Origin of the sequence: Rhodovulum kholense, assembly GCF_003053725.1 — a bacterium.
GTDB lineage: Bacteria > Pseudomonadota > Alphaproteobacteria > Rhodobacterales > Rhodobacteraceae > Rhodovulum > Rhodovulum kholense.
Map to the genome: position 1 here is coordinate 23,112 of NZ_QAYC01000001.1, position 24,906 is coordinate 48,017.

Here is a 24,906-nt window from a genome sequence, read left to right on the forward strand (position 1 = left end):
TGCGTGCGCCGGGAAGGCTGCAGGAGGTTTCCCGATGCGCATCGGTCTATATCCGGGGACGTTCGACCCGGTGACGCTTGGCCATATCGACATCATCACCCGGGCCTGCGCGCTGGTGGACAGGCTGGTGATCGGGGTCGCGATCAACCGCGACAAGGGTCCGCTGTTTTCGCTGGAAGAACGTGTCGAGATGATCGAAAGCGAATGCGCGGCGCTGGGCGAGCGGTTCGGAACCGAGATCGTCGTTCATCCCTTCGAGAACCTGCTGATCGACTGTGCCCGCGACGTCGGCGCCTCTATGATCCTGCGCGGGCTGCGGGCGGTCGCGGATTTCGAATACGAGTTCCAGATGGTCGGCATGAACCGCGCGCTCGATGCCAGTGTCGAGACGGTGTTCCTGATGGCCGATGCCCGGCGCCAGGCCATCGCCTCGAAGCTGGTCAAGGAGATCGCCCGGCTGGGCGGCGACGTGTCGAGTTTCGTGACGCCCGGGGTGCGCGACCGGCTGGTGGCGAAGTTCGTCTGACCGCCGGATTTTGCGCCTGGCCGTCAGGTCGGCGGAATGCCGTCGGCATGTCGTTTCTCTCTGGCGGCCCTGACCGGGCCGCAGACGGGTATTTTTGCCAAGAAGAAGGTAGAGGCGGGGCGGCGGGCCCTGCTGTCCCCGGAGTTGCGACGGCAGGGGCGGTCGAGCGGACCGGATCGGGCCGGGCGGCGGCCGTTGGGGGGGGCGCATTCCGCCTTTCCTTAAGCTACACTTGACGCAATGGCCCGCCACCGCGATTCGGAACGCGGCTGCGACAGGGCCCCGAAAAGACTGGCCGGAGAGCAGGCGGATGAGCGATATCGTGGAACTGGAGCGCCGGATCGTCGCGGCGCTGGACCGCATCGGGCGAGGGCTCGATGGGCTGCAGCGGGGCGACGACCCCGACCGGCCCGACCCCTCGGAGCTGGAGGCGCTGCGCGAGGCGCTGGAGACCGAGCGCGGCGCAAATGCGCAATTGAACGAGCGGGTCAAGGCGCTTCATGACCGTCAGGAGACACAGGTGGCGCGGCTTGAGCAGCGGGTGGCCGATCTGACCGCGCGGGCCGAGGCGGCGGAGGCCGATGTCGACCGGCTGCGGGCGGTGAATGCCAAGCTGCGCGAGACCAGCGCGGCGCTGCGCGAGGCGAATGCCCAGGGGCTGGGCGACCCCGGCGCCATCGACGCGGCGATGCTGGCGGAGCTTGAGGCGCTGACCGCGCTGCGCGCCAGCGACCGGGCCGAGATCGACGCCATTCTGGCCGAACTGATGCCGGTGGCCGAAGGAGGGGCGGCGCATGCCTAATATCGAGATCGTGATCGGCGGGCGCAGCTTCGATGTGGCCTGCCAACCCGGCGAGGAACCCTATCTGGCGGCCGCGGCCCGCATGCTCGATGCCGAGGCCTCGGTACTGTCGTCACAGAACGGGCGGCTGCCGGAAGCGCGGCTTTTGCTGATGTCGGGGCTGATGCTGGCCGACAAGACGGTGGGGCTTGAAGAGCGGCTGAAGGGGCTTGAGGCGAAGCTTGCCGAGGCCTCGGCCCGGATCGAGGCCATGGAGACCGCGCCGCGCCCGGCGCCCGAGCGGGTCGAGGTGCCGGTCATTCCGCCATCCGTCGGCGAGACCCTGGCCGAGATCGCGGCGCGGGCCGAGGCGCTGGCGGCTCAGGTCGAGGACCGGGCATCGGGGTCCTGACCGCCAGACCCGAACAGGGGCGCCCGGGAATTCCGACCGGACGCCCTTTTCGATCGGGGATCACATCAAGGACTTGCGTCTGTTCAGGATCACCGAGATTTCCGAAAGGATCCGGCCGATCCGCGCCCCCAGCCCTTCATGCGGCGGGGTCGCTGTCGGGAAGAAGGACAGCCGTCCGTTGTCGAGATCCTCGACGATGGCATCGAGCGCGAAGGCAAGCGGCAACAGGACGCTGCGTGCCACTGGCGCGCCCGGGGCAAAACGCCTGCCGGGGGCCGGGTCAGACACCTCGATCCGCGCGGTGCAGCGCGCGAGGCGCCGGGCCAGGGCTGCGGGCGCATCCGCGGGAAGCCGACTGACCAGATCGGCCGCCTCGCCCGAGACGCCCAGCCCGCGTTCGAGCGCGAGCGTGGCGCCGACAGGCGCGGTCAGCCGGACCTCGGACCGCCATTCACCGTCGAGATTGCGTTCGCGCAGCGCCACGGAACAGGCCAGCGGCCCCCGCAGATATTGCGCGATGCGCTTCGGCGGAAGGTGGTCGCCGGCCGGGCCGTACCACAGACGTGCCCGGATCATCGGGGCGGCCTCAGGCGTTGGCCGCGCGGATCTTGTCGGCCGCGTCCTTGGAATAGGCCACGCCCTTGTCCTCGAACAGCTTGTCGAGTTCGCCCGAGAGCGTCATCTCGGTGACGATGTCGCAACCGCCGACGAATTCGCCCTTGACGTAAAGCTGCGGGATCGTTGGCCAGTCCGAGAAGTCCTTGATGCCCTGGCGGATGTCGTCGTCGGCCAGCACGTTCACATCGGCATAGTCGACGCCCATGAAGTTCAGAACGCCCGCGACCCGGCTGGAAAAGCCGCATTGCGGCGCGGATTTGGTGCCCTTCATGTAAAGCACCACGTCATTGTCGGAAATCGTCTGCTGGATGCGGTCCTTGGCGTCGGTCATGGTCTGCGGTCCTGTCTGCGGGGCCGGGTCGGGCCCCTTGTGGGTCTGGTGCGATCCGGTGCGCACGGCTCTGCGCGCCGCCGGGCGATCCGTCCGGTCAGTCCGGGGCCTTGGTGGTGAGGGCAAGCGCGTGAAGCGCGCCGCTCGAGCCTTCCATCTGGGTTTTCAGCGCCGCATAGACGGCGCGCTGTTGCTGCACGCGGTTGAGGCCGCGAAAGCTTTCGTCGATCACCTCGGCGGCGTAGTGGTTTCCGTCCCCGGCAAGGTCGGTGATGGTGATCTGCGCGGCGGGAAACCTCTCGCGGATCAGGGTCTCGATTTCTTCGGGCGTGATCGCCATGGGCGGGCGTCCTTTCTGCTCTCCCCTGCCAGATGTAGAGGGGGGAACGGCTGGCTGCAAGCGGTCAGCCGCGCCACTCCTCGCGCAGCATGCCGAAGAGCAGGAGATCGGCGATATCGCCGGCCGGACGTTTCCAGTGACGGCGAAGCGTGCCTTCATGGGTGAAGCCCGCGGCCAGATAGACCCGGTGCGCCCGGTCGTTGTCGGCCGCCATGTCGAGCCAGATCCGGTCGGCGGCAAGCTCGGTGAAGGCGTGGCGGACAAGCGCGGCCAGAAAGGCGCGGCCGAGCCCCCGGCCGGTCTCGGCGAGTGCCAGGCGGCGCAGCTCGACCCGACCCGAGGGATTGCCGATCTCGCAGAAGAGCGCAAAGCCCAGGGGGCGGCCCTCGGGGGACCAGATGACCAGCCGGCAGGCAGGATCTGCCAGATGGGTGGCAAGCGCCGTGTCGTCCTCGTCGATCACGAAGCGCGCCATGTCCGGGCGACCCGCGACGGCGTGAAGGAACGGGAAATCCGCCGGTGAAACCGGGCGGATCGCGGTGGCGGAAGGGGCGCGGTCATGTGTCGTCACAGCCCGAGCCTAGCCGGATCTGCACGCCCTGTCAGGCCGGGGCGCGCGGGTCCGTTGTCGCAGGTTCCGCTCAGGGGTTCCGCTCAGGAGCGACCCCGGGGTTAGCCCAGGGCGGCGGCAAAGGCCGAGCGGTACAGCGCCGTGAGATCGGCAAGCGGGGCCGACACCCCGCCGAAGCTGACCTGATCGCCGCCGAACCGGCCGACGGCGGCCAGCGGCACGCCCGCCTTGGCGGCGGCGACCATCAGCGCCTCGGCCGCGTCGAACCCGGCCGCCACCAGATAGCGGGCCTGATCCTCGCCAAAGAGCGTGGGTGTGTCGGCCGCATCGAGGGTGACGCCGATCCCGCCCGCCTGGGCCAGTTCGAAGGCCGCGAGCGCGAGCCCGCCATCGGCCAGATCGGTCGCGGCGGCGATCAGTGCGCGGTTGGCGCGAAGGAAATCGCCATTGCGGCGCTCGGCCTCCAGATCGACCGGGGGCGCGTCGCCGTCCTCGCGGTTGAAGACCTCGTACAGCAGCGCCGACTGGCCCAGATGGCCCGCCGTGTCGCCGATCAAAAGCGCCAGATGGCCGTCGGCGGGCACCCCCGCGATCAGCTCGTCGAGGCTTTCGAGCAGGCCCACTGCGCCGATGGTCGGGGTGGGCAGGATCGGGGCGCCGTCGGTTTCGTTGTAAAGCGAGACGTTGCCCGACACGATGGGCATGTCGAGCGCCAGGCAGGCCTCGCCGATGCCTTTGATCGCGCCGACGAACTGGCCCATGATCTCGGGCTTTTCGGGATTGCCGAAATTCATGTTGTCGGTGGTGGCGAGCGGCTTGGCCCCCACCGCCGAGAGATTGCGGAACGCCTCGGCCACCGCCTGCTTGCCGCCCTCGACGGGGTTCGCGCGCACATAGCGGGGCGTCACGTCCGAGGTGAAGGCCAGCGCCTTGGGTGTGCCGTGAACGCGGATGACGCCCGCGCCAAGACCCGGGCGGATCACCGTGTCGGCCATCACCTGGGTGTCGTATTGCTCATAGACCCAGTGCCGGGAACAGTAGTTCACCGACGAGATCAGCGCCTTCAGCCCGTCGATCGGGTCGATGCCGGGCACGTCGTCCATGGGCGCGGCCGGGGGCGTCTCGACCCAGGGGCGGTCATATTCGGGAGCATTGCCCGACAGCGCCTTCAGGGGCAGGTCGGCCCGCACCTCGCCGCCGTGGACGATCAGGAAGCGGTCTTCGGGGATCGTCTCGCCGACGATGGCGAAGTCCAGATCCCACTTGTCGAAGATCGCCTTGGCCTCGGCCTCCTTCTCGGGGCGCAGCACCATCAGCATCCGTTCCTGGGATTCCGACAGCATCATCTCATAGGCGGTCATGCGCGCTTCGCGGCAGGGCACGCGGTCCAGATCGAGCCGGATGCCCAGATTGCCCTTGTCGCCCATCTCGACCGCCGAACAGGTCAGGCCCGCGGCCCCCATGTCCTGGATCGAGATCACCGCGCCCGAGGCCATCAGTTCCAGGCAGGCCTCCATCAGGCGCTTTTCGGTGAAGGGGTCGCCGACCTGGACGGTCGGGCGTTTTTCCTCGATGCCCTCGTCGAATTCGGCCGAGGCCATGGTCGCGCCGCCGACGCCGTCGCGGCCGGTCTTGGCGCCCAGATAGACGACGGGCATGCCGACGCCCGAGGCGGCCGAGTAGAAGATCTTGTCGGTATCGGCCAGACCCGCCGCGAAGGCGTTCACCAGACAGTTGCCGTTATAGGCGGGGTGGAAGCGCACCTCGCCGCCCACCGTCGGCACGCCGAAGCAGTTGCCATAGCCGCCCACGCCCTCGATCACGCCATGGACGACCTGGCGGGTCCTGGGGTGGCTCACCTCGCCGAAGCTGAGCGCGTTCATCGCCGCGATGGGCCGCGCGCCCATGGTGAAGACGTCGCGCAGGATGCCGCCCACGCCCGTGGCCGCGCCCTGATAGGGCTCGATGTAGGAGGGGTGGTTGTGGCTTTCCATCTTGAAGATGACGGCCTGCCCGTCGCCGATGTCGACGACGCCCGCATTCTCGCCGGGGCCGCAGATGACCTGCGGACCGGTGGTGGGCAGGGTGCGCAGCCATTTCTTCGAGGACTTGTAGGAACAGTGCTCGTTCCACATGGCCGAGAAGATGCCGAGTTCGGTGAAGGTCGGCGCCCGGTTCAGCAGCTGCAGGATGCGGTCATATTCGTCCGGCTTGATCCCGTGCGCGGCGATGAGATCTTCGGTGATCTGCGGCTCGTCCATGGCGGTCGTCTTCCCCTCGGGCAGTTTGGCGTCGTCCTACGACAGGAGCGCGGTCGGGGGAAGGGGGCGCATGGCGGAAGGCGGCACGGAAGACGCGCTGGCCGGGGTCATGCCCGCGATTCGACCGCTGAGTCGGGCCCCGCGCCACCGCAAACGGCTTCCGCCATGGCGGCGGTCTTCACATCCCGGTGAGATCGCATGCGGACGTAACGGCAACTTGCCCAAAAAAGCGCCAAGCTTGTGCTGCGCGCAAAAAAAGGCCGAGCATAAGCTCGGCCCAAGTCCAACAGGGAGGTAAAGACGAAAGCGCTACTTCCGCCTTCGTCCCAGCAATTATGGACGAGGTGGCTGCGGTTCAAGTCCAAACTTGCCGCAAGGCAGCATAGACGGCATGCATGTGACACATATCTCACATCGAGGGCGTGTCTTTGTCGCGCTGCCGCTTCTCCATGATCTGTTCGGTGATGAACTCGCGGAAAGCCGCGATGCGGCGTGAGGCGCGCAATTCCTCGGGGTAGGCGAGGAAGACCGGGACGTCGTGCGATTCGATCTCGTCGAGCACCCGGACCAGATGCGGATGATCCTCGGTCACGTAATCGGGCAGGACCCCGATGCCGAGCCCGTTCAGCACCGCCTGCAGCACGCCGAAATAGTTGTTCACGGTCAGGGTCGAGGGGATGTTGTAGGTCATCAGCTCGCGCACCAGCCGCGCGCCTGCCGCGACCTGGGCCGACGAGGTGTTCTGGCAGATCAGCCGGTGGGTCGACAGATCCTCGGGTGTGGCGGGCATGCCGTGCGCGTCCAGATAGGGCTGGGTCGCGTAAAGCCGCATCTTGATGTTCATCAGCCGCAGCCGGATCAGGTCGGCCTGGCTCGGTTCCTTCATCCGGATCGCGACATCGGCCTCGCGCATCGGCAGGTCCAGAACCTGCTCTTCGAGCATCAGGTCGATCTTGAGCTCGGGGTAGCGCTGATAAAGGATCGGCAGCCGCTTGGCGAGCCAGAGCGACCCGAAGCCGGTGGTGGTGGTGACACGCAGCTCGCCGAACACCTCCTCGACGCTGTCGCGGATGCGCGCGACGGCCGTGTCGAGCCGCCGGGCCATGGCCGAGGTCGCGTCGAACAGCAACTCGCCCTGTTCGGTGAGAATCAGGCCGCGGGCATGGCGGTGAAAGAGGGTCGATCCAAGGCTTTCCTCAAGCGCCCGGATCTGGCGCGAGACCGCCGACTGGGACAGGTGCAGGCTTTCGCCGGCATGGGTCAGGCTGCCCGCGTCCGCGACCGCGTGAAATATCCTGAGCTTGTCCCAATCCATCATGCAATTCCCGCAATGCTGGTATACCGATTTCGACAGATACCTACAGGCGGCGGTTCTGCATTTGCAAACGAAGAAGTGTCGCCGAAAACATTTTGTAGGTCACGGTTCCTGACCTAGACTGGGGGCAAACCCGACGCCAAGGGAGGGGCGCCATGACAAGATCCGATGTCAGCCTGCACGATCGTTACGACCTGTCGAAATCCCGGATCCTGTTGAACGGGACCCAGGCGCTGGTGCGCCTGATGCTGATGCAGTCGGCTCGCGACCGGGCGGCCGGACTGGATACGGGGGGCTATGTCACCGGCTATCGCGGTTCGCCGCTCGGGGCGGTCGATCAGCAGATGATGCGGGCGCGGGCCGAACTGGAGGCCGCGGGCGTGCTGTTCCAGCCCGGGCTGAACGAGGATCTGGCGGTGACCGCGCTCTGGGGTACCCAGCAGGCCGAATTGCGGGGCGAGGGGCGGCATGACGGGGTCTTCGGCCTCTGGTATGGCAAGGGGCCGGGGGTCGACCGGTCGGGCGACGCGATCCGTCATGCGAACCTGGCCGGAACCTCGCCGCGGGGCGGGGTGCTGCTGGCGATGGGCGACGATCATACCGGCGAATCCTCGACCACCTGCCATCAGTCCGACTGGGCGATGGTCGATGCCTATGTGCCGGTGCTCTCGCCCGCGGGCGTGCAGGAGATCCTCGATTTCGGGCTGTACGGCTATGCGCTGTCGCGCTTTGCCGGGGTCTGGGTCGGGCTGAAGGTGATGAAGGACACCGTCGAGGTGACTTCGGTCGTCGATGGTCGCCCGGACCGGATGCGGTTCGTCACGCCGGAATTCGCGATGCCGCCCGGCGGGCTGGGCATCCGGCTGAACGATCACTGGGTGCCGCAGGAAGAGCGGATGATCGACCACAAGCGCTTTGCGGCCGAAGCCTTCGCCCATGCCAACCGCATCGACCGCCGGGTCTGGGGCAAGCCCGGGGCCAAAATCGGTCTGGTGGCGGCGGGCAAGAACTGGCTCGACCTCGTGCATGCGCTGGAACTGCTGGGGATCGGCGAGGCCGAGGCCGAGCGGCTGGGGATTTCGACCTACAAGGTCGGGCAGGTCTGGCCGCTGGACATGAAGGGCTTTGCCGAGTTCTCGGAAGGGCTCGAACTGATCGTGGTGATCGAGGAAAAGCGCAAGCTGATCGAGGTGCAGGCCAAGGAGGCGATCTTCCACAACCGCCGCGGCCGCCGGATCTATGGCTGGAAGAACGACCGCGACCAGGAACTGTTTCCGACCCGCTATGCGCTGGACCCGGTGATGATCGCCGAGAAGCTTGGCCAGATCCTGATCGAGGAGGGCCGCGAGACCGAGGCGCTGACCGCGGCGCTGGCGCGCATTCGCGAGGCGCGGCGCGCCGACAATGCCGAGGATCTGGCGGCGCGGCTGCCCTATTTCTGCGCGGGCTGCCCGCACAATACCTCGACGAAGGTGCCCGAGGGCGGGCGCGCCTATGCGGGGATCGGCTGCCATATCATGGCGCTCTGGATGGACCGCGAGACCAGCGGCTTCACCCATATGGGGGCCGAGGGCGCGAACTGGATCGGCGAGGCGCCGTTCTCGACCCGGGGCCACGTGTTCCAGAACCTCGGCGACGGGACCTATAACCATTCGGGGCGGCTGGCGATCCACGCCGCCATCGCGGCTGGCGTCAACATCACCTACAAGATCCTCTATAACGACGCGGTCGCCATGACCGGCGGGCAGGGCAACGATGGCGGCCTGACCGCGCGCCAGATCGTCGACGAACTGCTGGCCGCCGGGACGAAGCGCGTCGAGGTCGTCTATGACGAGAAGGAAGACCTAGACCCCCGGGGCTTTCCGGCCGGGGTGGCCTGCCATCCGCGCGCCGAGCTGATGGCGGTGCAAAAGCGACTGTCCGAAATCGAGGGCGTGACCGCGCTGGTCTATATCCAGACCTGCGCCGCCGAGAAACGCCGCCGCCGCAAGAAGGGCGCCTTCCCGGACCCCGACACCCGGGTCTTCATCAACACCGATGTCTGCGAGGGCTGCGGCGATTGCGGGGTGCAGTCGAACTGCGTGGCCATCGTGCCGGTCGAGACCGAGTTCGGGCGCAAGCGGGCCATCGACCAGTCGGCCTGCAACAAGGATTTTTCCTGCCTCAAGGGCTTCTGCCCGTCCTTCGTGACGCTGAAGGGCGCGCGCCCGCGCAAGGAGGCCTCGGCCGAGGTCGAGATCGGCGCGCTGCCCGCGCCTGCGCTGCCCCGGATCGAGGGCACCTGGAACCTTGTCATCACCGGGGTCGGCGGCACCGGCGCGGTGACGGTGGGGGCGATCCTCGCCATGGCCGCCCATGTCGACGGCAAGGGCGCGGGGATGATGGAAATGGCCGGGCTCGCCCAGAAGGGCGGCGCGGTGCAGATCCATTGCCGGATCGCCGAAACGCCCTCGGATATTTCCGCCATCCGCGTGGCGACGGGCGAGGCCGATGCGGTGATCGGCGGCGATCTGGTGGTCACGGCGGGGGCGAAGACCGTCGGGCTGATGACGCAGGGCCGCACCGGAGCGGTTGTCAACAACCACGACATCGTGACCGGGGCCTTCACGCGCGATCCGGAATTCCGGGTGCCGTCGGACCGGCTGGAACTGGCGCTGAAGGCGCGGCTGAAGGACCGGCTGCAGCTGTTCGATGCGACCGAGCTCGCGCGGCGGCTGATGGGCGACACGATCTATGCCAACATGATCGTCACCGGCGCTGCCTGGCAGCAGGGGCTGATCCCGATCTCGCACGAGGCCATCGACCGGGCGATCGAGCTGAACGGGGCGGGCGTCGCGGGCAACCGCCGCGCCTTCGAGATCGGGCGCTGGGCTGCGGCCGAGCCTGCCGCAGCGGCGCGGGTGCTGGTCTCGGAGACGGTCGAGAAGCCCCGGTCGCTGCGCGAGCGGATCGCGCTGCGCGAGGCGCATCTGCGCGCCTATCAGTCGGCGCGGCTGGCGCGGCGCTATCGCCGGATGGTCGAGCGGTTCGAGGACCCGTTCCTGCGGGCGGCCGTGGCAAAGGGCTATCACAAGCTTCTGGCCTACAAGGACGAGTACGAGGTCGCACGGCTGCATCTGGAGACCGCCGCCAAGGCGCGCGCCGAATTCGAGGGCGATCTTCAGATCACCTGGCATCTGGCGCCGCCGTTCCTCAAGGGGCAGGGCTCGGACGGCCGTTCGAAGAAACGCGCCTTCGGGCGGCGGATGGAACAGGGGTTCCGGTTGCTCGCGGCGTTCAGGCGGCTGCGGGGCACGCCGTTCGATCCGTTCGGCTGGCAGGACGAACGGCGGCGCGAACGCGCGGCGATCCGGCGCTACGAGGCCGACATGGACGAGGTTCTGGATCGGCTCTCGCCCGCCACGCTGGACGCCTGCACCGCGCTGGCCGAACTGCCGCTGACGGTGCGGGGGTTCGGCCCGGTCAAGGCGGCGGCCGAGGCGGCGGCCGAGGCGCGGCGCGACGAGCTTCTGGCCGCGATCCGGGGCGGCGAGGCGCCGCTGCGGACGGCGGCAGAATAGGGGGCTGACGGGACTGCCGCCGGGCCTCGGGAAATCCGAGTCCGGCGGCCCCTGCGACGCCGATATTTCTTTTCTGTGCGCGGGTTTTGGTGTAGCTCCACAGGCCACCCGGCCCGGCGCCGGAGAGCTTCGGGGAACGCCCATGCGGGGCCAGGTCGCGCGCGACATCAGCTATTCGAGTTCGGCCCGGACCAAGGGCGGCAAGGCCCTGATCCGGGTTTTGGAAAATGCCACGGGGCGCATTTCGCTGATCCGCCGGGCCGAGGGCTACGAGGTCGAGGTCGAACGCGGCCGGAACTTCTGGGAGGTCATGGTCGACCGCTACGGGCTTAGCCTCGACGTGGTGCAGGGCAGCCTTTCGGACATTCCCGCCAACGGTCCGCTGATCCTGATCGCAAACCACCCCTACGGCATTCTCGACGGGCTGATGATGGGGCTGATCCTCGCGCGGGTGCGGGGCGATTTCCGCATTCTGGCGAATTCGGTCTTTCGCAAGGCCGAGGCGCTGAACCGGGTGATCCTGCCTGTCAGTTTCGACGAAACCAAGGCCGCGATGCAGGAGAACCTAGCGACCCGCAAGGCGGCGCTGAGCTATCTGGCCGAGGGGGGCGCCATCGGGGTCTTTCCGGGCGGGACGGTATCGACCGCGCTTCGGCCGATGGGGCCGCCGATGGACCCGGGCTGGCGCAGCTTCACCGCGAAGATGGTGGCGAAATCCGATGCGACAGTGGTGCCGATCTTCTTCGACGGCCACAATTCGCTGCTGTTCCAGCTGGCCAGCCATCTGCACGAGACGCTGCGGCTGGCGCTGCTGCTGAAGGAGTTCCGCTCGCGGGTGGACGAACCCGTGCGGGTCGCGATCGGCCGCCCGATCGACCGGGCGCGTCTGAATGCCCTTGGGCAGGATGCCAAAGCGATGATGGATTTCCTCCGCAACTCCACCTATGAGTTGTCTCCACGGCCTCTGAAGTCGCTCGCATACGGCTACGAGTTCGATCACAAACGCAGGGCATGAGAGCATGGCGGTTGGTGTCTTCGATTCCGGGCTTGGCGGTCTGACGGTGCTGGATGCGGTATCGCGTCGACTGCCCGATGTGCCCTTCGTCTATTTCGGCGACAACGCCCATGCGCCCTACGGCATCCGCGATGCCGAGGATGTCTACAAGCTGACCACCGCGGCGGTCTCGCGATTGTTCGATGCGGGCTGCGATCTGGCGATTCTCGCCTGCAACACGGCCTCGGCCGCAGCACTTCGGCGGATGCAGGAAAGCTGGGTGCCGAAGGACAAGCGCGTGCTGGGGGTCTTCGTGCCGCTGATCGAGGCGCTGACCGAACGGCAATGGGGCGACAACTCTCCGCCGCGCGAGGTCGCGGTCAAGCATGTGGCGCTGTTCGCGACGCCCGCCACCGTGGCCAGCCGCGCCTTCCAGCGCGAACTGGCCTTCCGCGCCATCGGCGTCGATGTCGAGGCCCAGCCCTGCGGCGGGCTTGTCGATGCCATCGAGGCGGGGGACGAGATGCTGGCCGAGGCGCTGGTGCGGTCCCATGTCGAGGCGCTGAAGCGGCGGATGCCCCATCCCGAGGCCGCGATCCTCGGCTGCACCCATTACCCGCTGTTGCAGGGGGCCTTCCAGGAGGCGCTGGGCGCGGACGTCAAGGTCTATTCCCAGGCCAATCTGGTGGCGGAAAGCCTTGCCGACTATCTGGGCCGGCATCCCGGGATGCGGGGGCCGGGGGACGCCTCGATGTTCCTGACCACGGGCGATCCGGGCTTCGTGTCGGACAAGGCCACGCAATTCCTGCGACGACGCATCGAATTCCGCGCCGCGTGATTGCGGGCGGGCGCCTCTGCCTCTACATACCCCTTCGACATCGCAGGAAGACCCATGACCCATTCCGTCGCCATTCTGGGCGCCTCGGGCTATACCGGGGCAGAACTTGTCCGGCTGATCGCCACCCATCCCGAACTTCGCATCGTGGCGCTGTCGGGCGAACGCAAGGCGGGGATGCCGATGGCGTCGGTGTTTCCGCATCTGCGCCACCTCGACCTGCCCGATCTGGTGAAAATCGAGGAGATCGACTTTTCCGTCGTCGATCTGGCCTTCTGCGCGCTGCCGCATGCGACCAGCCAGGCGGTGATCAAGGAATTGCCCCGCGATCTGAAGATCGTCGATCTGTCGGCCGATTTCCGGCTGCGCGACCCGGCTGCCTACGAGAAATGGTATGGCAAGCCCCATGCCGCGCTCGATCTGCAGAAAGAGGCCGTCTACGGCCTGACCGAATTCTACCGTGACGAGATCCGCGCCGGACGGCTGGTGGCGGGCACAGGCTGCAACGCGGCGACCGGGCAATATGCGCTGAGGCCGCTGATCGAGGCGGGTGTCATCGACCTTGACGAGATCGTGATCGACCTCAAGGCCGGGGTGTCCGGCGCGGGCCGGTCGCTGAAGGAAAACCTGCTGCATGCCGAACTGTCGGAAGGCTTTCACGCCTATTCGGCGGGCGGCACCCACCGGCATCTGGGCGAGTTCGACCAGGAATTCTCGAAGATCGCCGGGCGGCCGGTCGAGGTTCAGTTCACGCCCCACCTGATCCCCGCGAACCGGGGGATTCTCGCCACCGTCTACGTGCGCGGCGAGGCCGAGGTCGTTCATGCCACCTTGGCAAAGGCCTATGCGGATGAGACCTTCATCGAGGTCCTGCCCTTCGGAGACCACCCCTCGACCCGGCATATCCGGGGCTCGAACTTCGTCCATATCGGGGTGGTGGGCGACCGGAAACCGGGCCGGGCCATGGTGATCGCGGCGCTCGACAACCTGACCAAGGGCTCGTCGGGGCAGGCGCTGCAGAACGCCAACCTGATGCTCGGGATCGCCGAGGAAACCGGCCTGATGCTGGCCCCCTGCTTCCCCTGAGGGAGAACGCAAGATGCGCGGACTGAAGAAGAGACGGCGGATACAGATCATCCTACTGGCCTTTGCGGCGCTGGTGCTTTCGACCGGGCTGATCGGCTATGCGATGCGCGACGGCATCAACTTCTTCCGCTCGCCGAGCCAGGTGACCGAGGCTCCGCCGCCGCCGACCGAGACCTTCCGCATCGGCGGTCTGGTCGAGGCGGGCAGCCTGAAACGCGGTCAGGGCGAGACCATTCGCTTCAACGTCACCGATGGCGGCGCCAGCGTGCCTGTGACCTATACCGGCGTGCTGCCCGACCTGTTCAAGGAAAACCAGGGCATGGTCGGCACCGGGCGGCTGGTCGACGGCGTCTTCGAAGCGCGAGAGATCCTCGCCAAGCATGATGAAAGCTACATGCCCAAGGAAGTGGTCGACGCGCTGAAGGAACAGGGCGTCTATCGTGACCCGTCCGTTGAGGGCGCGAACGGCAGCTGAGCCTCACGCTAACCGCCTTCGATCCAAATTCCCCCGGTTCCGACGCGAAGCGGGGGAGAAGCTCTCATGAAAACGGTGGAAGACCTCGCGCGGGAAATCGTCCTGCGCGAAGGCGGCTTTGTGAACGATCCCGACGACCCGGGCGGTCCGACGAATCACGGGGTCACGCTGGACACGCTGCGCCGGCTGAGGCTCGACCTGACCGGAGACGGGCTGGTCGACATCGCGGATGTGCGCATGCTGAGTGCCGAGCAGGCGGTGGCGATCTATGTCGATCACTATTTCCGGCGGCCGAAACTCGACGCCCTTCCGGACCTGCTGCATCCTTCGGTCTTCGACATGTATGTCAACGCGGGCGCCAATGCGGTGCGGCTGTTGCAGCAATTGCTGAACGACATGGGCCAGCCCTGCGGGATCGACGGCGTCGTCGGGCCCGAGACGGCGCGTGCCGCGAAGACGGCTGCGGAGGCGGCGCCGGACCATATCGCCGACGCCTACGGCATCGCCCGGCGCAACTATTATTACGCCCTGGCCGACCGCCGCCCGGCGAGCCGCAGGTTCGCCTGCCGGCGAGATGGCGGCAAGGGCGGCTGGATCCTGCGGGCCGAGGAATTCATCTCGGCGCGCTATCATCTCAGCGACGACGAACATCGGGAAAGGACCGCGCGATGGGGATGATGAATGCAGCCCTCGGCATGCTCTTCTCGGGCGGGCCCAATGTGGTGCGCGAGGCGGCCGAGGTGTTCCGGGTCAATGCCGAGGCAGCTGACAAGCGCGATCTGGAATTGCAGCGCGCCGTGCTGGAGGAATTCGCCCGTGAATTCGCCCAGCCGCGCCAGACGCTTTTCGATGCGCTGATCGACGGGGCGAACCGGCTGCCCCGGCCGCTGCTGGCGCTGGGCACGGTCGGGCTGGCGATTTCGGCGATGGTCGACCCGGTTTGGTTCGCCGCCCGGATGCAGGGAATGGCGCTGGTGCCCGAGCCGCTCTGGTGGCTGATGGGCGCGATCATCAGCTTCTACTTCGGGGCCCGGTATCAGGCCAAGGGGCAGGATTTTCAGCGTTCCATCGCCGAGACCATGGCGATGGCGCCGCAGGTGGCGCGCAACCTCCAGCATCTGCGCGACCTGTCCGAAGAGGCGGTCGCGATCCGCACCGCCCGGAGCGATTCCGACGCCGTGGCGGTCTCGCAGGGAGCCAATCCGGCGCTCGAGGCGTGGCGCGAGAGGTAATCGAGAGCTGATCACGGGACGACTGCGCCCGGCGCGGCCGGGCTCACGATTGCGTAAACGTCTCGGCCCCGCGACGCGAAATCCATTGGCGCAGGGGCGCCGGGCGGGTATGAGAACGGCATGGTTATCGAGCTCGGCCACTTCGCCCTCGCCCTCGCCTTCGCCATTGCCCTGGTGCAGGCGATCGTTCCCCTGATCGGTGCCCACAAGGGCTGGAGCGGCTGGATGGCCATGGCCGAACCGGCCGCCATGGCGCAGTTCCTGCTGACCGCCTTCAGCTTCGGGGTGCTGACCTACGCCTTCGTGGTCTCGGATTTCTCGCTGAGGGTCGTGGTCGAGAACTCGCACACGCTCAAGCCCATGCTTTACAAGGTGTCGGGCGTCTGGGGGAACCACGAGGGCTCGATGCTGCTCTGGGTGCTGATCGTGGCGCTTTACGGCGCGCTCGCGGCCTGGTTCGGGGGCGGGCTGCCACCGACCCTCAAGGCAAGGGTGCTGGCGGTGCAGGCGGCCATCGGCGCGGCCTTCTACGCCTTCATCCTGTTCACCTCGAACCCCTTCGACCGGCTGGCCGAGGCGCCCTTCGACGGGCAGGACCTGAACCCGCTGCTGCAGGATCCGGGGTTGGCCTTCCATCCGCCCTTCCTCTACCTCGGCTATGTCGGGCTTTCGATCTGCTTCTCCTTCGCGGTCGCGGCCCTGATCGAGGGCCGGGTCGATGCCGCCTGGGGGCGCTGGGTCAGGCCCTGGACGCTCGCGGCCTGGATCTGCCTGACGGTCGGCATCGCGCTGGGGTCCTGGTGGGCCTATTACGAACTGGGCTGGGGCGGCTTCTGGTTCTGGGACCCGGTCGAGAACGCCTCGTTCATGCCCTGGCTGATCGCCGCCGCCCTGCTGCATTCGGCCATCGTCGTCGAAAAGCGCGAGGCGCTGAAAAGCTGGACGATCCTGCTGTCGATCATCGCCTTCGGCTTCTCGCTGGTCGGTGCCTTCATCACCCGGTCGGGCATCATCACGTCCGTGCATGCCTTCGCCAACGACCCCGAGCGGGGCGTCTTCCTGCTGATGATCCTGCTGGTTTTCATGGGCGGCGCGCTGACGCTGTTCTCGGTGCGGGCCAGCGCGATGCAGGCCAAGGGTGTGTTCGGGACGGTCAGCCGGGAATCGGCGCTGGTCTTCAACAACATCCTGCTGGCGGTCGCGGCGCTGGTGGTCTTCGTCGGCACGATCTGGCCGCTGGTGGCCGAGATGGCCTTCGACCGCAAGCTGTCGGTCGGCGCACCCTTCTTCAACATGGCCTTCACGCCCTTCATGGTGGTGCTGGCGATCCTGCTGCCGCTGGGCTCGATCCTGCCCTGGAAGCGGGCGCGACTTGCCCGCGCGGCAGGGCCGGTGCTGCCCGCGCTGGTGCTGGCAGTGGCGCTGGGGGCACTTGTCTGGGCGATGCAGACCGGACACAGCGCGCTTGGGCCCATCGGCGTGGCGCTGGGTGCCTGGTTGATCGCCGGGTCGGCGGTCGACCTCTGGCTGCGGGCCGGACGTGCGGGGACGGCGGCGCGGCTTGGCCGGCTGACGCGGCTGCCGCGCGCCGACTGGGGCAAGGCGGTCGCGCATGCCGGGCTCGGTATCACCATGATCGGCATTTCCGCGATGCTGGCCTGGAACCAGGAAGACATTCGCGTGGCCCAGATCGGCGAGCGCTATGACCTGGGCGGCTACGGCTTCCAGCTGGACCGGGTGCAGAAGCTGGAAGGCCCGAACTACATCTCGACCACCGCCACCATGAGCGTCTGGCGCGGCGACAAGCAGATCGCAGAAATGCATCCCGAAAAGCGGGTCTACCCGGTCGCGGGCATGCCCACGACCGAGGCGGCCATCGACGGCGGGTTTCTGCGCGATCTTTATGTCGCCATCGGCGATCCGCAGCAGGACGGCGGCTGGGCGGTGCGCACCTATATCAAGCCCTTCGCCAACTGGATCTGGATGGGGGCCATCGTGATGGCGCTGGGCGGGCTTCTCAGCCTTTCCGATCGCCGGGTCCGCGTCGCCGCCGGGGCGCGCAAGGATCGCGGCCCCGTGCTGCCCCAGCCCGCCGAATGAGGATGCCGATGCCCCGTCCCGCGCTGATCTCTGCCCTTCTGCTGGCCCTGAGCCTGACCCCGTTGCTAAGCGGGCCGCTGAAGGCGGTCGAACCGAACGAGATGCTGGCCGACCCGGCCGAAGAGGCCCGCGCCCGCGATATCTCGAAGGGCATCCGCTGTCTCGTCTGCCGCAACGAAAGCATCGACGATTCCAACGCCGATCTGGCGCGCGACCTTCGGATCCTGGTGCGCGAGCGGATCGCGGCGGGCGACAGCGATGCCGAGGTCGTCGACTATCTGGTCGACCGCTATGGCGAATACGTCCTGCTGAAACCCACCGCCACCGGCTCGAACCTCGTGCTGTACATCGCCGGGCCGCTGATGCTGGTACTGGGGCTGGGCGCGGCCGTTTTCTACATTCGCGGACGCCGGGCCGGGCGCGATGCGGGCTCGGAGGCGCTGAGCCCCGAGGAAGAGGCGCGGCTGAAAGAGGTCCTCGGCAAGTGAGGCGCTGACCTCGCGTCTCCCTTTTCCCCGGGCGCGCTGCCGCTAGTCTGACCGGAGACCGGGCAAGGGGAGGATGCTGCCGTGACGGATTACAAGACCATCGGATTTGACTGCACGAACGGGCTGGCGGTGGTGACGCTGAACCGGCCCGAGGTGATGAATGCGCTCAGCGCGCAGATGCGGGCCGAGATCACCCATGCGATGCGCTCGGCGGGGCAGGCGGCCCGCGTCGTGGTGCTGACCGGCGCGGGCCGGGCCTTCTGTTCCGGCCAGGACCTGGGCGACGGTGCCAACATCGCCAATATCGACATCGAGCGCACGCTGCGGGACGAATACGAACCGATGCTGAACGCCATCATCGACTGTCCGGTGCCGGTGATCGCGGCGGTCAATGGCGCCGCCGCCGGGGCCGGGGCCAATCTGGCGCTGGCCGCCGATGTGGTCATCGCCTCCGAGGCTGCGGTTTTCGTGCAGGCCTTTACCCGCATCGGGCTGATCCCCGATGCGGGCGGCACCTACTGGTTGCCCCGGCAGGTGGGCTTTGCCCGCGCGATGGGGGCGGCCCTTTTCGCCGAACCCGTCCCGGCGCGTCAGGCGGCCGAGTGGGGCATGATCTGGGAGGCCGTGCCCGAGGACGGGTTCGAGGCCCACTGGCGCGCCCGGGCGGCGCAGCTGGCCTCGGGGCCGACCGTGGCTTACGCCAATCTCAAGACCGCGCTGCGGCGCTCGGTCTCGAACGATTTCGAGACCCAGCTGTCGCTGGAGGCCGAACTGCAGGGCCGCTGCGGTGCCTCGCGCGACTTCAAGGAGGGCGTGCTGGCCTTTCTCGAAAAGCGCAAGGCCCGGTTCGAGGGCTGCTGAGACGGGGGTGATCGGCCGGTCCTTGCCGAGGCGAGGCCCGGCTCCGTGCGGCGATGGAACGGGACGGGCAAGCCGTGCGTTGGGCAAGGCAAATGACCCAAGGGAAAGGATCCGCCATGACCCGTCTTCATACGATCACCGCCGCTTCGCTTCTTGGCGCCGCCTTGCTGGCGGGGTGCGGCGAAAGCTACGGCGAACGCGCACTGACCGGCGGCGTGCTGGGCGCGGGCGTTGGTGCAGCGACCGGCAACGATGTGGGGACCAGTGCCGCGATTGGGGCCGGTGCGGGTATCCTGACCAAGTAACCGGACCCTGCCGGGCGTCCGGCGCCCCGAGATGAACCCGAAATGAAACGGACCCGCAGGCATCGGCCTGCGGGTCCGGTGTTTCGGTGACGGCCGGGGCGATCAGCGCCGGTCTTCGACATCCACGTAGTCGCGGCGGGTGGCGCCGGTATAAAGCTGGCGCGGACGGCCGATCTTCATCGCCGGATCGCCGATCATTTCCTTCCACTGGGAAATCCAGCCGACGGTGCGGCTGACCGCGAAGATCGGCGTGAACATCGAGGTCGGGAAGCCCATCGCGTCGAGAATGATGCCCGAATAGAAATCGACGTTCGGGTAGAGTTTCTTCGAGACGAAATACTCGTCCTCCAGCGCGATCTTCTCAAGCTCCATCGCGACTTTCAGGGTCTCGTTGTTCTCGATGCCCAGAAGCTCCAGCACCTCGTCGGCGGATTGCTTCATCACTTTTGCGCGCGGGTCGAAATTCTTGTAGACCCTGTGGCCGAAGCCCATCAGGCGGAACGGATCGTTCTTGTCCTTGGCGCGGGCGATGAATTCCGGGATCCGGTCGACGGTGCCGATCTCGCGCAGCATCTCCAGACAGGCCTGGTTGGCGCCGCCATGGGCCGGGCCCCAGAGGCAGGCGATGCCGGCCGCAATGCAGGCGAACGGGTTCGCGCCCGACGACGAGGCCAGACGCACCGTCGAGGTCGAGGCGTTCTGTTCGTGGTCGGCGTGCAGCGTCAGGATCCGGTCCATCGCGCGGGTCAGGATCGGGTCGACCTCATATTCCTCGCAGGGCACCGCAAAGCACATGCGCAGGAAGTTCGAGGCATAGTCCAGATCGTTGCGCGGATAGATGAAGGGCTGGCCGATCGAATACTTGTAGGCCATCGCGGCGATCGTCGGGACCTTGGCGATCAGCCGGATCGAGGCGACCTCGCGCTGCCAGGGGTCCGAGATGTCGGTCGAGTCGTGGTAGAAGGCCGACATGGCGCCGACCACGGCCACCATGACCGCCATCGGATGCGCGTCGCGGCGGAACCCGGTGAAGAAGCGGTGCATCTGTTCATGCACCATGGTGTGGCGGGTCACGCGGTTCTCGAAGTCTTCCAGCTGGGCGGCGGTGGGCAGTTCGCCGTACAGCAGCAGGAAGCAGACCTCGAGAAAGTGGGATTTCTCGGCAAGCTGGTCGATGGGATAGCCGCGATGCAGCAGCTCGCCCTTGTCTCCGTCGATGAAGGTGATCGAGCTTTCGCAGGACGAGGTCGAGGTGAAGCCCGGATCGTGGGTAAAGATCCCCATCTGGCCGTAGAGCTTGCGGATATCGACGACGTCCGGCCCGGCCGTCGGGCTCAGCACCGGCAGCTCGACCGATGTGTCACCCAGAGTCAGCGTTGCGGATTTCTTGCTGTCAGCCATGAAAGTCCCTCTTCTTGAGATACCGGGCCGCGCTCCCTGATCGCGGCTCCGGACGGTGGCGTGCAGGGGGCTTTCGGCGGCGGTGCCTCAGCCCTGGGTGTCAGCCAGCCGGGCGAGCGTCTCGTCCCGGCCGATGACAAGCATCATGTCAAAGACGCTGGGCGTAACCGTCCGCCCGGCAAGTGCGGCGCGCAGGGGCGGGGCCAGTTTCCCGAGGGTCAGCCCATGGGCCTCTGCCACCCCGGTCACGGCCGCCTCAAGGGCGTCACGCGTCCAGCTAGCATTTTGCAGATGCGGCGTCAATTCTCCCAGTATACCACGGGATACATCATCCAGCGATTTTGCTGCTTTCTGATCCGGCTCGAAGGGACGCTCTCCCAGAACGAAATACGCCTTTTCAACGAGTTGGGGGAAGGTCTTCGCGGATTGCTTGAGGAAGGGCAGGGCGCGCGCCAGACCGGCTATCTGTTCTTCCGTCAGGGACGGTCCGTCAGTTGCGGCCAGAAAAGCCTGAACTTCGCGCAGCAGCGCGGCATCCTCCGCCGCCGCGATATGCTGACCCGAGAGGTTTTCAAGCTTCTTGAAGTCGAGCCGCGCGGGAGAGCGGCCGATTCCTTCAAGGCTGAACCATTCCTTGGCCTGGGCGTCGTCGAAGAACTCGTCATCCCCGTGCGACCAGCCGAGCCGGGCCAGATAGTTGCGCATCGCGGCCGCCGGATAGCCCATCGCCTGGTATTCCTCGACCCCCAGCGCGCCGTGTCGCTTCGACAGCTTCTTGCCATCGGGCCCGTGGATCAGCGGGATATGCGCCCAGACCGGCACCGGCCAGCCCATGGCGTGATAGATCTGCATCTGCCGGGCCGCGTTGTTGAGGTGATCGTCGCCCCGGATCACATGGGTCACGCCCATGTCGTGATCGTCGACCACCACCGCCAGCATGTAGGTGGGCGTGCCGTCCGAGCGCAGCATCACCATGTCGTCAAGCTGGTCGTTGCCGATCTTCACGTCGCCCTGCACCTTGTCCGCGATCACCGTCGCGCCCTCGCGTGGGGCCTTCAGCCGGATCACATAGGGCGCGTCAGGATGGGTCGCCGGATCGGCGTCGCGCCAGGGGCTCTGGAAAAGCGTCGAGCGGCCCTCGGCGCGCGCCGCCTCGCGAAAGGCCTCGATCTCGGCCTGCGTTGCGAAGCACTTGTAGGCGGTGCCGTTGTCCAGCATCGCGCGGGCCACCTCGGCATGGCGGGGCGCACGTTCGAACTGGCTGATGGCCTCGCCGTCCCAGTCGAGCCCCAGCCAGGTCAGCCCCTTCAGGATCGCGGCCGTCGCCTCGGGGGTCGAGCGGGCGCGGTCGGTATCCTCGATCCGCAGCAGGAAGCGACCGCCCCGGCCGCGCGCGAAAAGCCAGTTGAACAGCGCCGTGCGCGCGCCGCCGATATGCAGGTACCCGGTCGGCGAGGGCGCGAAACGGGTAACGACAGGGCCGTCCGACATGTCGGTCATGAGCCTTAACCTTTTATTCACCATGGTGGAGATAGCGTCCCTGTCTGTCTAGGAGATCGCTGCGGAGAGGACAAGCGGTGGGGCTTCTGCTGACCGGGCCGGTCGGCCTTGCGGGACCGGCACAGCTGGCGCGGGCGCTGGCCTTGGCGGCGTCGGCGATGCTGGCGTCGGTCGAGGCCCGGCGCGGCCATCTCTTTCCCTGGACGCCGGTCTTCCTGTCGCTGGGCATCGGGCTGTATTTCCTGCAGAAAACCGAGCCGCCGGTCTGGGCGCTCTGGGCCTGCGCCGGGGCCGCTGCCGTGCTGGCCCTGGCCGCGCGCCGCCTGCCCGAGCTGTGGGGGCCTCTCCTGATCGCGCTGGCGCTGGTTGCGGGCGGGACGGCGCTGGCAGGGGCCCGCGCCCATCTGGTCGCGGCGCCCAAGCTCGACCACCGCGTCTATGGCGCGCTCGAGGGCCGGGTGCTGGTTCTGGACCGCTCGATCTCGGACGCGCCGCGGATCACGCTCGATCAGGTCTGGATCGAGCGCGTGCCCCCCGACCAGACGCCCCGCCGGTTGCGCGTGGCGCTGCATGGCGAGGGCGGGGTGACGGCGCCGCCGCCCGGCGCCCGGATCGCGATGATGGCGCATTTGTCACCGCCGGGCGCCCCGGCCGAGCCCGGCGGCTTCGATTTCCGCCGCCATGCCTGGTTCCAGCAGATCGGGGCGGTGGGCTATGCCAACAGCCCGGCGGTGACGCTGAGCCCGCCCGAGGGCGGCGCCACGCTTCTGGTGCACCGCATGCGGATGGCGCTGTCGGACGCGCTTCGGGCGCGCATTCCGGGCGATCAGGGCGCGTTCGCGGCGGCGATCCTGACCGGCGACCGCTCGGCCATGTCGCGCGACACGATCCAGGCGCTGCGCGACTCGAACCTCGCGCATCTGCTGGCGATCTCGGGGCTGCATATGGGGTTGCTGACCGGGGTCGTGTTCGCCGCGCTGCGCTTTGCGCTGGCGCTCTGGCCGCGGCTGGCGCTGCGCCTGCCGATCAAGAAGATCGCGGCGGCGGGGGCGCTGGCGGTCGGCGCGGTCTATCTGGCGCTCTCGGGCGGCAATGTCGCGACCGAGCGTGCCTTCATCATGGTCGCGGTCGTGCTTGGCGCGGTGATGGCCGACCGCCGGGCGCTGACGTTGCGCGCGGTGGCGCTGGCCGCGCTGATCGTGCTGGTCCTGACCCCCGAAAGCCTGACCCAGGCCGGCTTCCAGATGTCCTTTGCCGCGACGACGGCGCTGATCGCGGTCTTTGCCGCGCTGCGCGACCGCCCCGCCGACCGCTGGCGCCCGCCCCGCTGGGCGCAAGGCGCGCTGGCGGTGGTGATCTCCTCGGCGGTGGCGGGGGCCGCGACCGCACCCTTCGGGGCCGCGCATTTCAACCAGGTCTCGCAATTCGGGCTGATCGCCAATCTGGCCTCGGTGCCGCTGATGGGGCTTCTGGTGATGCCCGCCGCGGTCGCCGCCGCCTGTCTCGCGCCCTTCGGGCTGGCGGTGCTGGGGCTCGAGCCGATGCGCTGGGGCATTGCCTGGATCCTCTGGGTGGCCGAGCGCGTGGCGGGGCTTGACGGCGCGGTCTGGCCCGTGCCCGCGCCGGGGCCGGCCGTGCTGCCGCTGATCGCGGTCGGGGCGCTTTTTGTCATGCTCTGGACGGGCCGCGCCCGGGCGCTGGGGCTGGTGCCGATCCTCGCGGCTTTCGCGCTCTGGTCGGCGGTCGAGCGCCCCGCACTGCTGATTGCCGACAGCGGCGGGTTGATGGGGGCGATGGGCCCGGAGGGCCGGGCGCTGTCGAAACCCTCGGGCGAGGGCTTCGTCGCGCTGAGCTGGCTGGAAAACGACGGCGACCGAGCCGATCAGGCCATGGCCTTCGCCCGGCCGGGGTTGAACGGCGCGCGTGGCGAACAGGAGGCTACGGTGGCCGGGCAGCGGGTGACGCTGATCACCGGGCGCGGCTGGGCCGAGCGGATCGCGCCCGCCTGCATGCGGGGCTGGGTGGTGGTGCCGCAATATGTCGACGATCCGCCTGCGGGGTGCCGGATCTTCGACCGCGCGGCGCTGGCCCGGACCGGGGCGCTGGCGTTGTTTCCCGGCGCGGACGGCCCGCGCCTTGTCACCGCCCGCGGCGTGGCGGGCGACCGGCTCTGGGCTCAGTAGCTGCGGATCAGCCCGACCAGACGTCCCTGCACCTTGACCTGATCGGATCGCAGGATGCGGGTCTCATAGGCCGGGTTCGCGGCTTCGAGCGCGATCATCTCGCCCTTGCGGCGGAACCGCTTCAGCGTCGCCTCATGGCCCTCGACCAGCGCCACCACGATCTCGCCGTTCTCGGCCGTGTTCTGTTCGCGAATGACCACCACATCGCCATCGTTGATCCCGGCCTCGATCATCGAGTCGCCCTTGACCTCCAGCGCGTAATGCCGCCCCCGGCCCGACAGCATCGAGCCCGGCACAGCCACCGTATGCGACACCTCGGAAATCGCCTCGATCGGCGTGCCCGCCGCGATCCGGCCCATCACCGGCAGTTCCAGCGCATGGACGGGCGTGACATCCATCGCACCCGATGGGGGCGGCGTCTCGGGGCGGTCGCCGTCGATGACCACCGGGCGGAAGCCCCTGGCCTCCAGCGCCTCGGGCAGCTTGACGATCTCGATGGCGCGGGCGCGATGGGCCAGACGGCGGATGAATCCGCGTTCCTCCAGCGCCGTGATCAGTCGGTGAATGCCCGATTTGGACCGCAGATCCAGCGCTTCCTTCATCTCGTCGAAGGACGGCGGAACACCGTCGCGCTGCATCCTTTTATGAATGAATTCAAGAAGATCCAGTTGCTTGCGAGTCAACATGTCCATCCCCCCACAGGAAGCCGTTCTCTCCTGTTCTAGACATGT

24 protein-coding genes are annotated in these 24,906 nt (G+C 67.8%); 15 read left to right on the forward strand and 9 right to left on the reverse strand.

Annotated features, from left to right (window positions below):
- Nucleotides 1–34: 34 nt before the first annotated feature.
- From coaD to C8N38_RS00105, 3 genes are all read left to right on the forward strand, one after another.
- A complete protein-coding gene (coaD, locus tag C8N38_RS00095; RefSeq protein ID WP_108022730.1) occupies nt 35–526 on the forward strand; it encodes a pantetheine-phosphate adenylyltransferase in 492 nt (163 codons plus the stop codon).
- 310 nt (nt 527–836) lie between these two features.
- Nucleotides 837–1,328 (forward strand): hypothetical protein, encoded by a 492-nt coding sequence (locus C8N38_RS21025; protein WP_112314857.1) that lies wholly within the window; start codon nt 837–839, stop codon nt 1,326–1,328.
- Nucleotides 1,321–1,719 (forward strand): cell division protein ZapA, encoded by a 399-nt coding sequence (locus tag C8N38_RS00105; protein ID WP_108022732.1) that lies wholly within the window; start codon nt 1,321–1,323, stop codon nt 1,717–1,719. The genes C8N38_RS21025 and C8N38_RS00105 overlap by 8 nt, the downstream gene beginning before the upstream one ends.
- A gap of 60 nt (nt 1,720–1,779) precedes the next feature.
- Here the strand turns inward: C8N38_RS00105 and C8N38_RS00110 are convergent, their stop codons facing one another.
- The 6 genes from C8N38_RS00110 to C8N38_RS00135 form a co-directional block, all read right to left on the reverse strand.
- Nucleotides 1,780–2,295 (reverse strand): hypothetical protein, encoded by a 516-nt coding sequence (locus C8N38_RS00110; RefSeq protein ID WP_108022735.1) that lies wholly within the window; start codon nt 2,293–2,295, stop codon nt 1,780–1,782.
- Nucleotides 2,296–2,305: 10 nt separating this feature from the next.
- A complete protein-coding gene (gene grxD / locus C8N38_RS00115) occupies nt 2,306–2,668 on the reverse strand; it encodes a Grx4 family monothiol glutaredoxin (RefSeq protein ID WP_108022737.1) in 363 nt (120 codons plus the stop codon).
- 97 nt (nt 2,669–2,765) lie between these two features.
- On the reverse strand, nt 2,766–3,008 hold the full coding sequence (locus C8N38_RS00120) for a BolA/IbaG family iron-sulfur metabolism protein (RefSeq protein WP_108022739.1): 243 nt from the start codon (nt 3,006–3,008) through the stop codon (nt 2,766–2,768).
- 64 nt (nt 3,009–3,072) lie between these two features.
- On the reverse strand, nt 3,073–3,579 hold the full coding sequence (locus tag C8N38_RS00125) for a GNAT family N-acetyltransferase (RefSeq protein WP_108022741.1): 507 nt from the start codon (nt 3,577–3,579) through the stop codon (nt 3,073–3,075).
- 101 nt (nt 3,580–3,680) lie between these two features.
- Nucleotides 3,681–5,840, reverse strand: a complete 2,160-nt coding sequence (gene purL, locus C8N38_RS00130; protein ID WP_108022742.1) for a phosphoribosylformylglycinamidine synthase subunit PurL — start codon at nt 5,838–5,840, stop codon at nt 3,681–3,683.
- Nucleotides 5,841–6,249: 409 nt separating this feature from the next.
- Nucleotides 6,250–7,155, reverse strand: coding sequence for a LysR family transcriptional regulator (locus tag C8N38_RS00135; protein WP_108022744.1), 906 nt, complete (start codon nt 7,153–7,155; stop codon nt 6,250–6,252).
- Nucleotides 7,156–7,310: 155 nt separating this feature from the next.
- Between C8N38_RS00135 and C8N38_RS00140 the strand changes: the two genes are divergently transcribed.
- From C8N38_RS00140 to C8N38_RS00190, 11 genes are all read left to right on the forward strand, one after another.
- Nucleotides 7,311–10,715 (forward strand): indolepyruvate ferredoxin oxidoreductase family protein, encoded by a 3,405-nt coding sequence (locus C8N38_RS00140; protein WP_108022746.1) that lies wholly within the window; start codon nt 7,311–7,313, stop codon nt 10,713–10,715.
- A gap of 142 nt (nt 10,716–10,857) precedes the next feature.
- Nucleotides 10,858–11,730, forward strand: a complete 873-nt coding sequence (locus tag C8N38_RS00145) for a lysophospholipid acyltransferase family protein (RefSeq protein ID WP_108022747.1) — start codon at nt 10,858–10,860, stop codon at nt 11,728–11,730.
- 4 nt (nt 11,731–11,734) lie between these two features.
- Entirely contained in the window at nt 11,735–12,547 is an 813-nt protein-coding gene (locus tag C8N38_RS00150) for a glutamate racemase (RefSeq protein ID WP_108022749.1), read from the forward strand.
- A gap of 54 nt (nt 12,548–12,601) precedes the next feature.
- Nucleotides 12,602–13,630 carry an N-acetyl-gamma-glutamyl-phosphate reductase gene (gene argC, locus C8N38_RS00155; RefSeq protein ID WP_108022751.1) on the forward strand — a complete coding sequence of 343 codons (1,029 nt, stop codon included), beginning with the start codon at nt 12,602–12,604 and terminating at the stop codon, nt 13,628–13,630.
- A 13-nt stretch (nt 13,631–13,643) separates the two neighbouring features.
- Nucleotides 13,644–14,105, forward strand: a complete 462-nt coding sequence (ccmE, locus tag C8N38_RS00160) for a cytochrome c maturation protein CcmE (protein ID WP_108022753.1) — start codon at nt 13,644–13,646, stop codon at nt 14,103–14,105.
- A 66-nt stretch (nt 14,106–14,171) separates the two neighbouring features.
- Entirely contained in the window at nt 14,172–14,783 is a 612-nt protein-coding gene (locus tag C8N38_RS00165; RefSeq protein WP_108022755.1) for a holin-associated N-acetylmuramidase, read from the forward strand.
- A complete protein-coding gene (locus C8N38_RS00170; RefSeq protein ID WP_215731061.1) occupies nt 14,774–15,337 on the forward strand; it encodes a holin family protein in 564 nt (187 codons plus the stop codon). The genes C8N38_RS00165 and C8N38_RS00170 overlap by 10 nt, the downstream gene beginning before the upstream one ends.
- A 120-nt stretch (nt 15,338–15,457) precedes the next feature.
- Nucleotides 15,458–17,437 carry a heme lyase CcmF/NrfE family subunit gene (locus C8N38_RS00175; RefSeq protein WP_108022757.1) on the forward strand — a complete coding sequence of 660 codons (1,980 nt, stop codon included), beginning with the start codon at nt 15,458–15,460 and terminating at the stop codon, nt 17,435–17,437.
- A gap of 8 nt (nt 17,438–17,445) precedes the next feature.
- The gene (locus tag C8N38_RS00180) at nt 17,446–17,925 is read left to right on the forward strand and encodes a cytochrome c-type biogenesis protein (RefSeq protein WP_245895463.1); all 480 of its coding nucleotides are present in this window, start codon (nt 17,446–17,448) and stop codon (nt 17,923–17,925) included.
- 81 nt (nt 17,926–18,006) lie between these two features.
- Nucleotides 18,007–18,786, forward strand: a complete 780-nt coding sequence (locus C8N38_RS00185) for an enoyl-CoA hydratase-related protein (protein WP_108022761.1) — start codon at nt 18,007–18,009, stop codon at nt 18,784–18,786.
- Between the two features lie 116 nt (nt 18,787–18,902).
- Entirely contained in the window at nt 18,903–19,091 is a 189-nt protein-coding gene (locus C8N38_RS00190; RefSeq protein ID WP_108022762.1) for a hypothetical protein, read from the forward strand.
- Nucleotides 19,092–19,193: 102 nt separating this feature from the next.
- Here the strand turns inward: C8N38_RS00190 and gltA are convergent, their stop codons facing one another.
- Both gltA and gltX read right to left on the reverse strand, forming a co-directional pair.
- Nucleotides 19,194–20,492 carry a citrate synthase gene (gene gltA, locus C8N38_RS00195; protein WP_108022764.1) on the reverse strand — a complete coding sequence of 433 codons (1,299 nt, stop codon included), beginning with the start codon at nt 20,490–20,492 and terminating at the stop codon, nt 19,194–19,196.
- Nucleotides 20,493–20,579: 87 nt separating this feature from the next.
- Nucleotides 20,580–21,983 carry a glutamate--tRNA ligase gene (gene gltX, locus C8N38_RS00200; protein WP_425440004.1) on the reverse strand — a complete coding sequence of 468 codons (1,404 nt, stop codon included), beginning with the start codon at nt 21,981–21,983 and terminating at the stop codon, nt 20,580–20,582.
- A gap of 86 nt (nt 21,984–22,069) precedes the next feature.
- Here gltX and C8N38_RS00205 point away from each other — a divergent pair, with 86 nt between their 5' ends.
- A complete protein-coding gene (locus C8N38_RS00205) occupies nt 22,070–24,175 on the forward strand; it encodes a ComEC/Rec2 family competence protein (RefSeq protein WP_342750277.1) in 2,106 nt (701 codons plus the stop codon).
- Here the strand turns inward: C8N38_RS00205 and lexA are convergent.
- A complete protein-coding gene (gene lexA / locus C8N38_RS00210) occupies nt 24,169–24,861 on the reverse strand; it encodes a transcriptional repressor LexA (protein ID WP_108023660.1) in 693 nt (230 codons plus the stop codon). The genes C8N38_RS00205 and lexA overlap by 7 nt on opposite strands.
- Between the last annotated feature and the right edge of the window lie 45 nt (nt 24,862–24,906).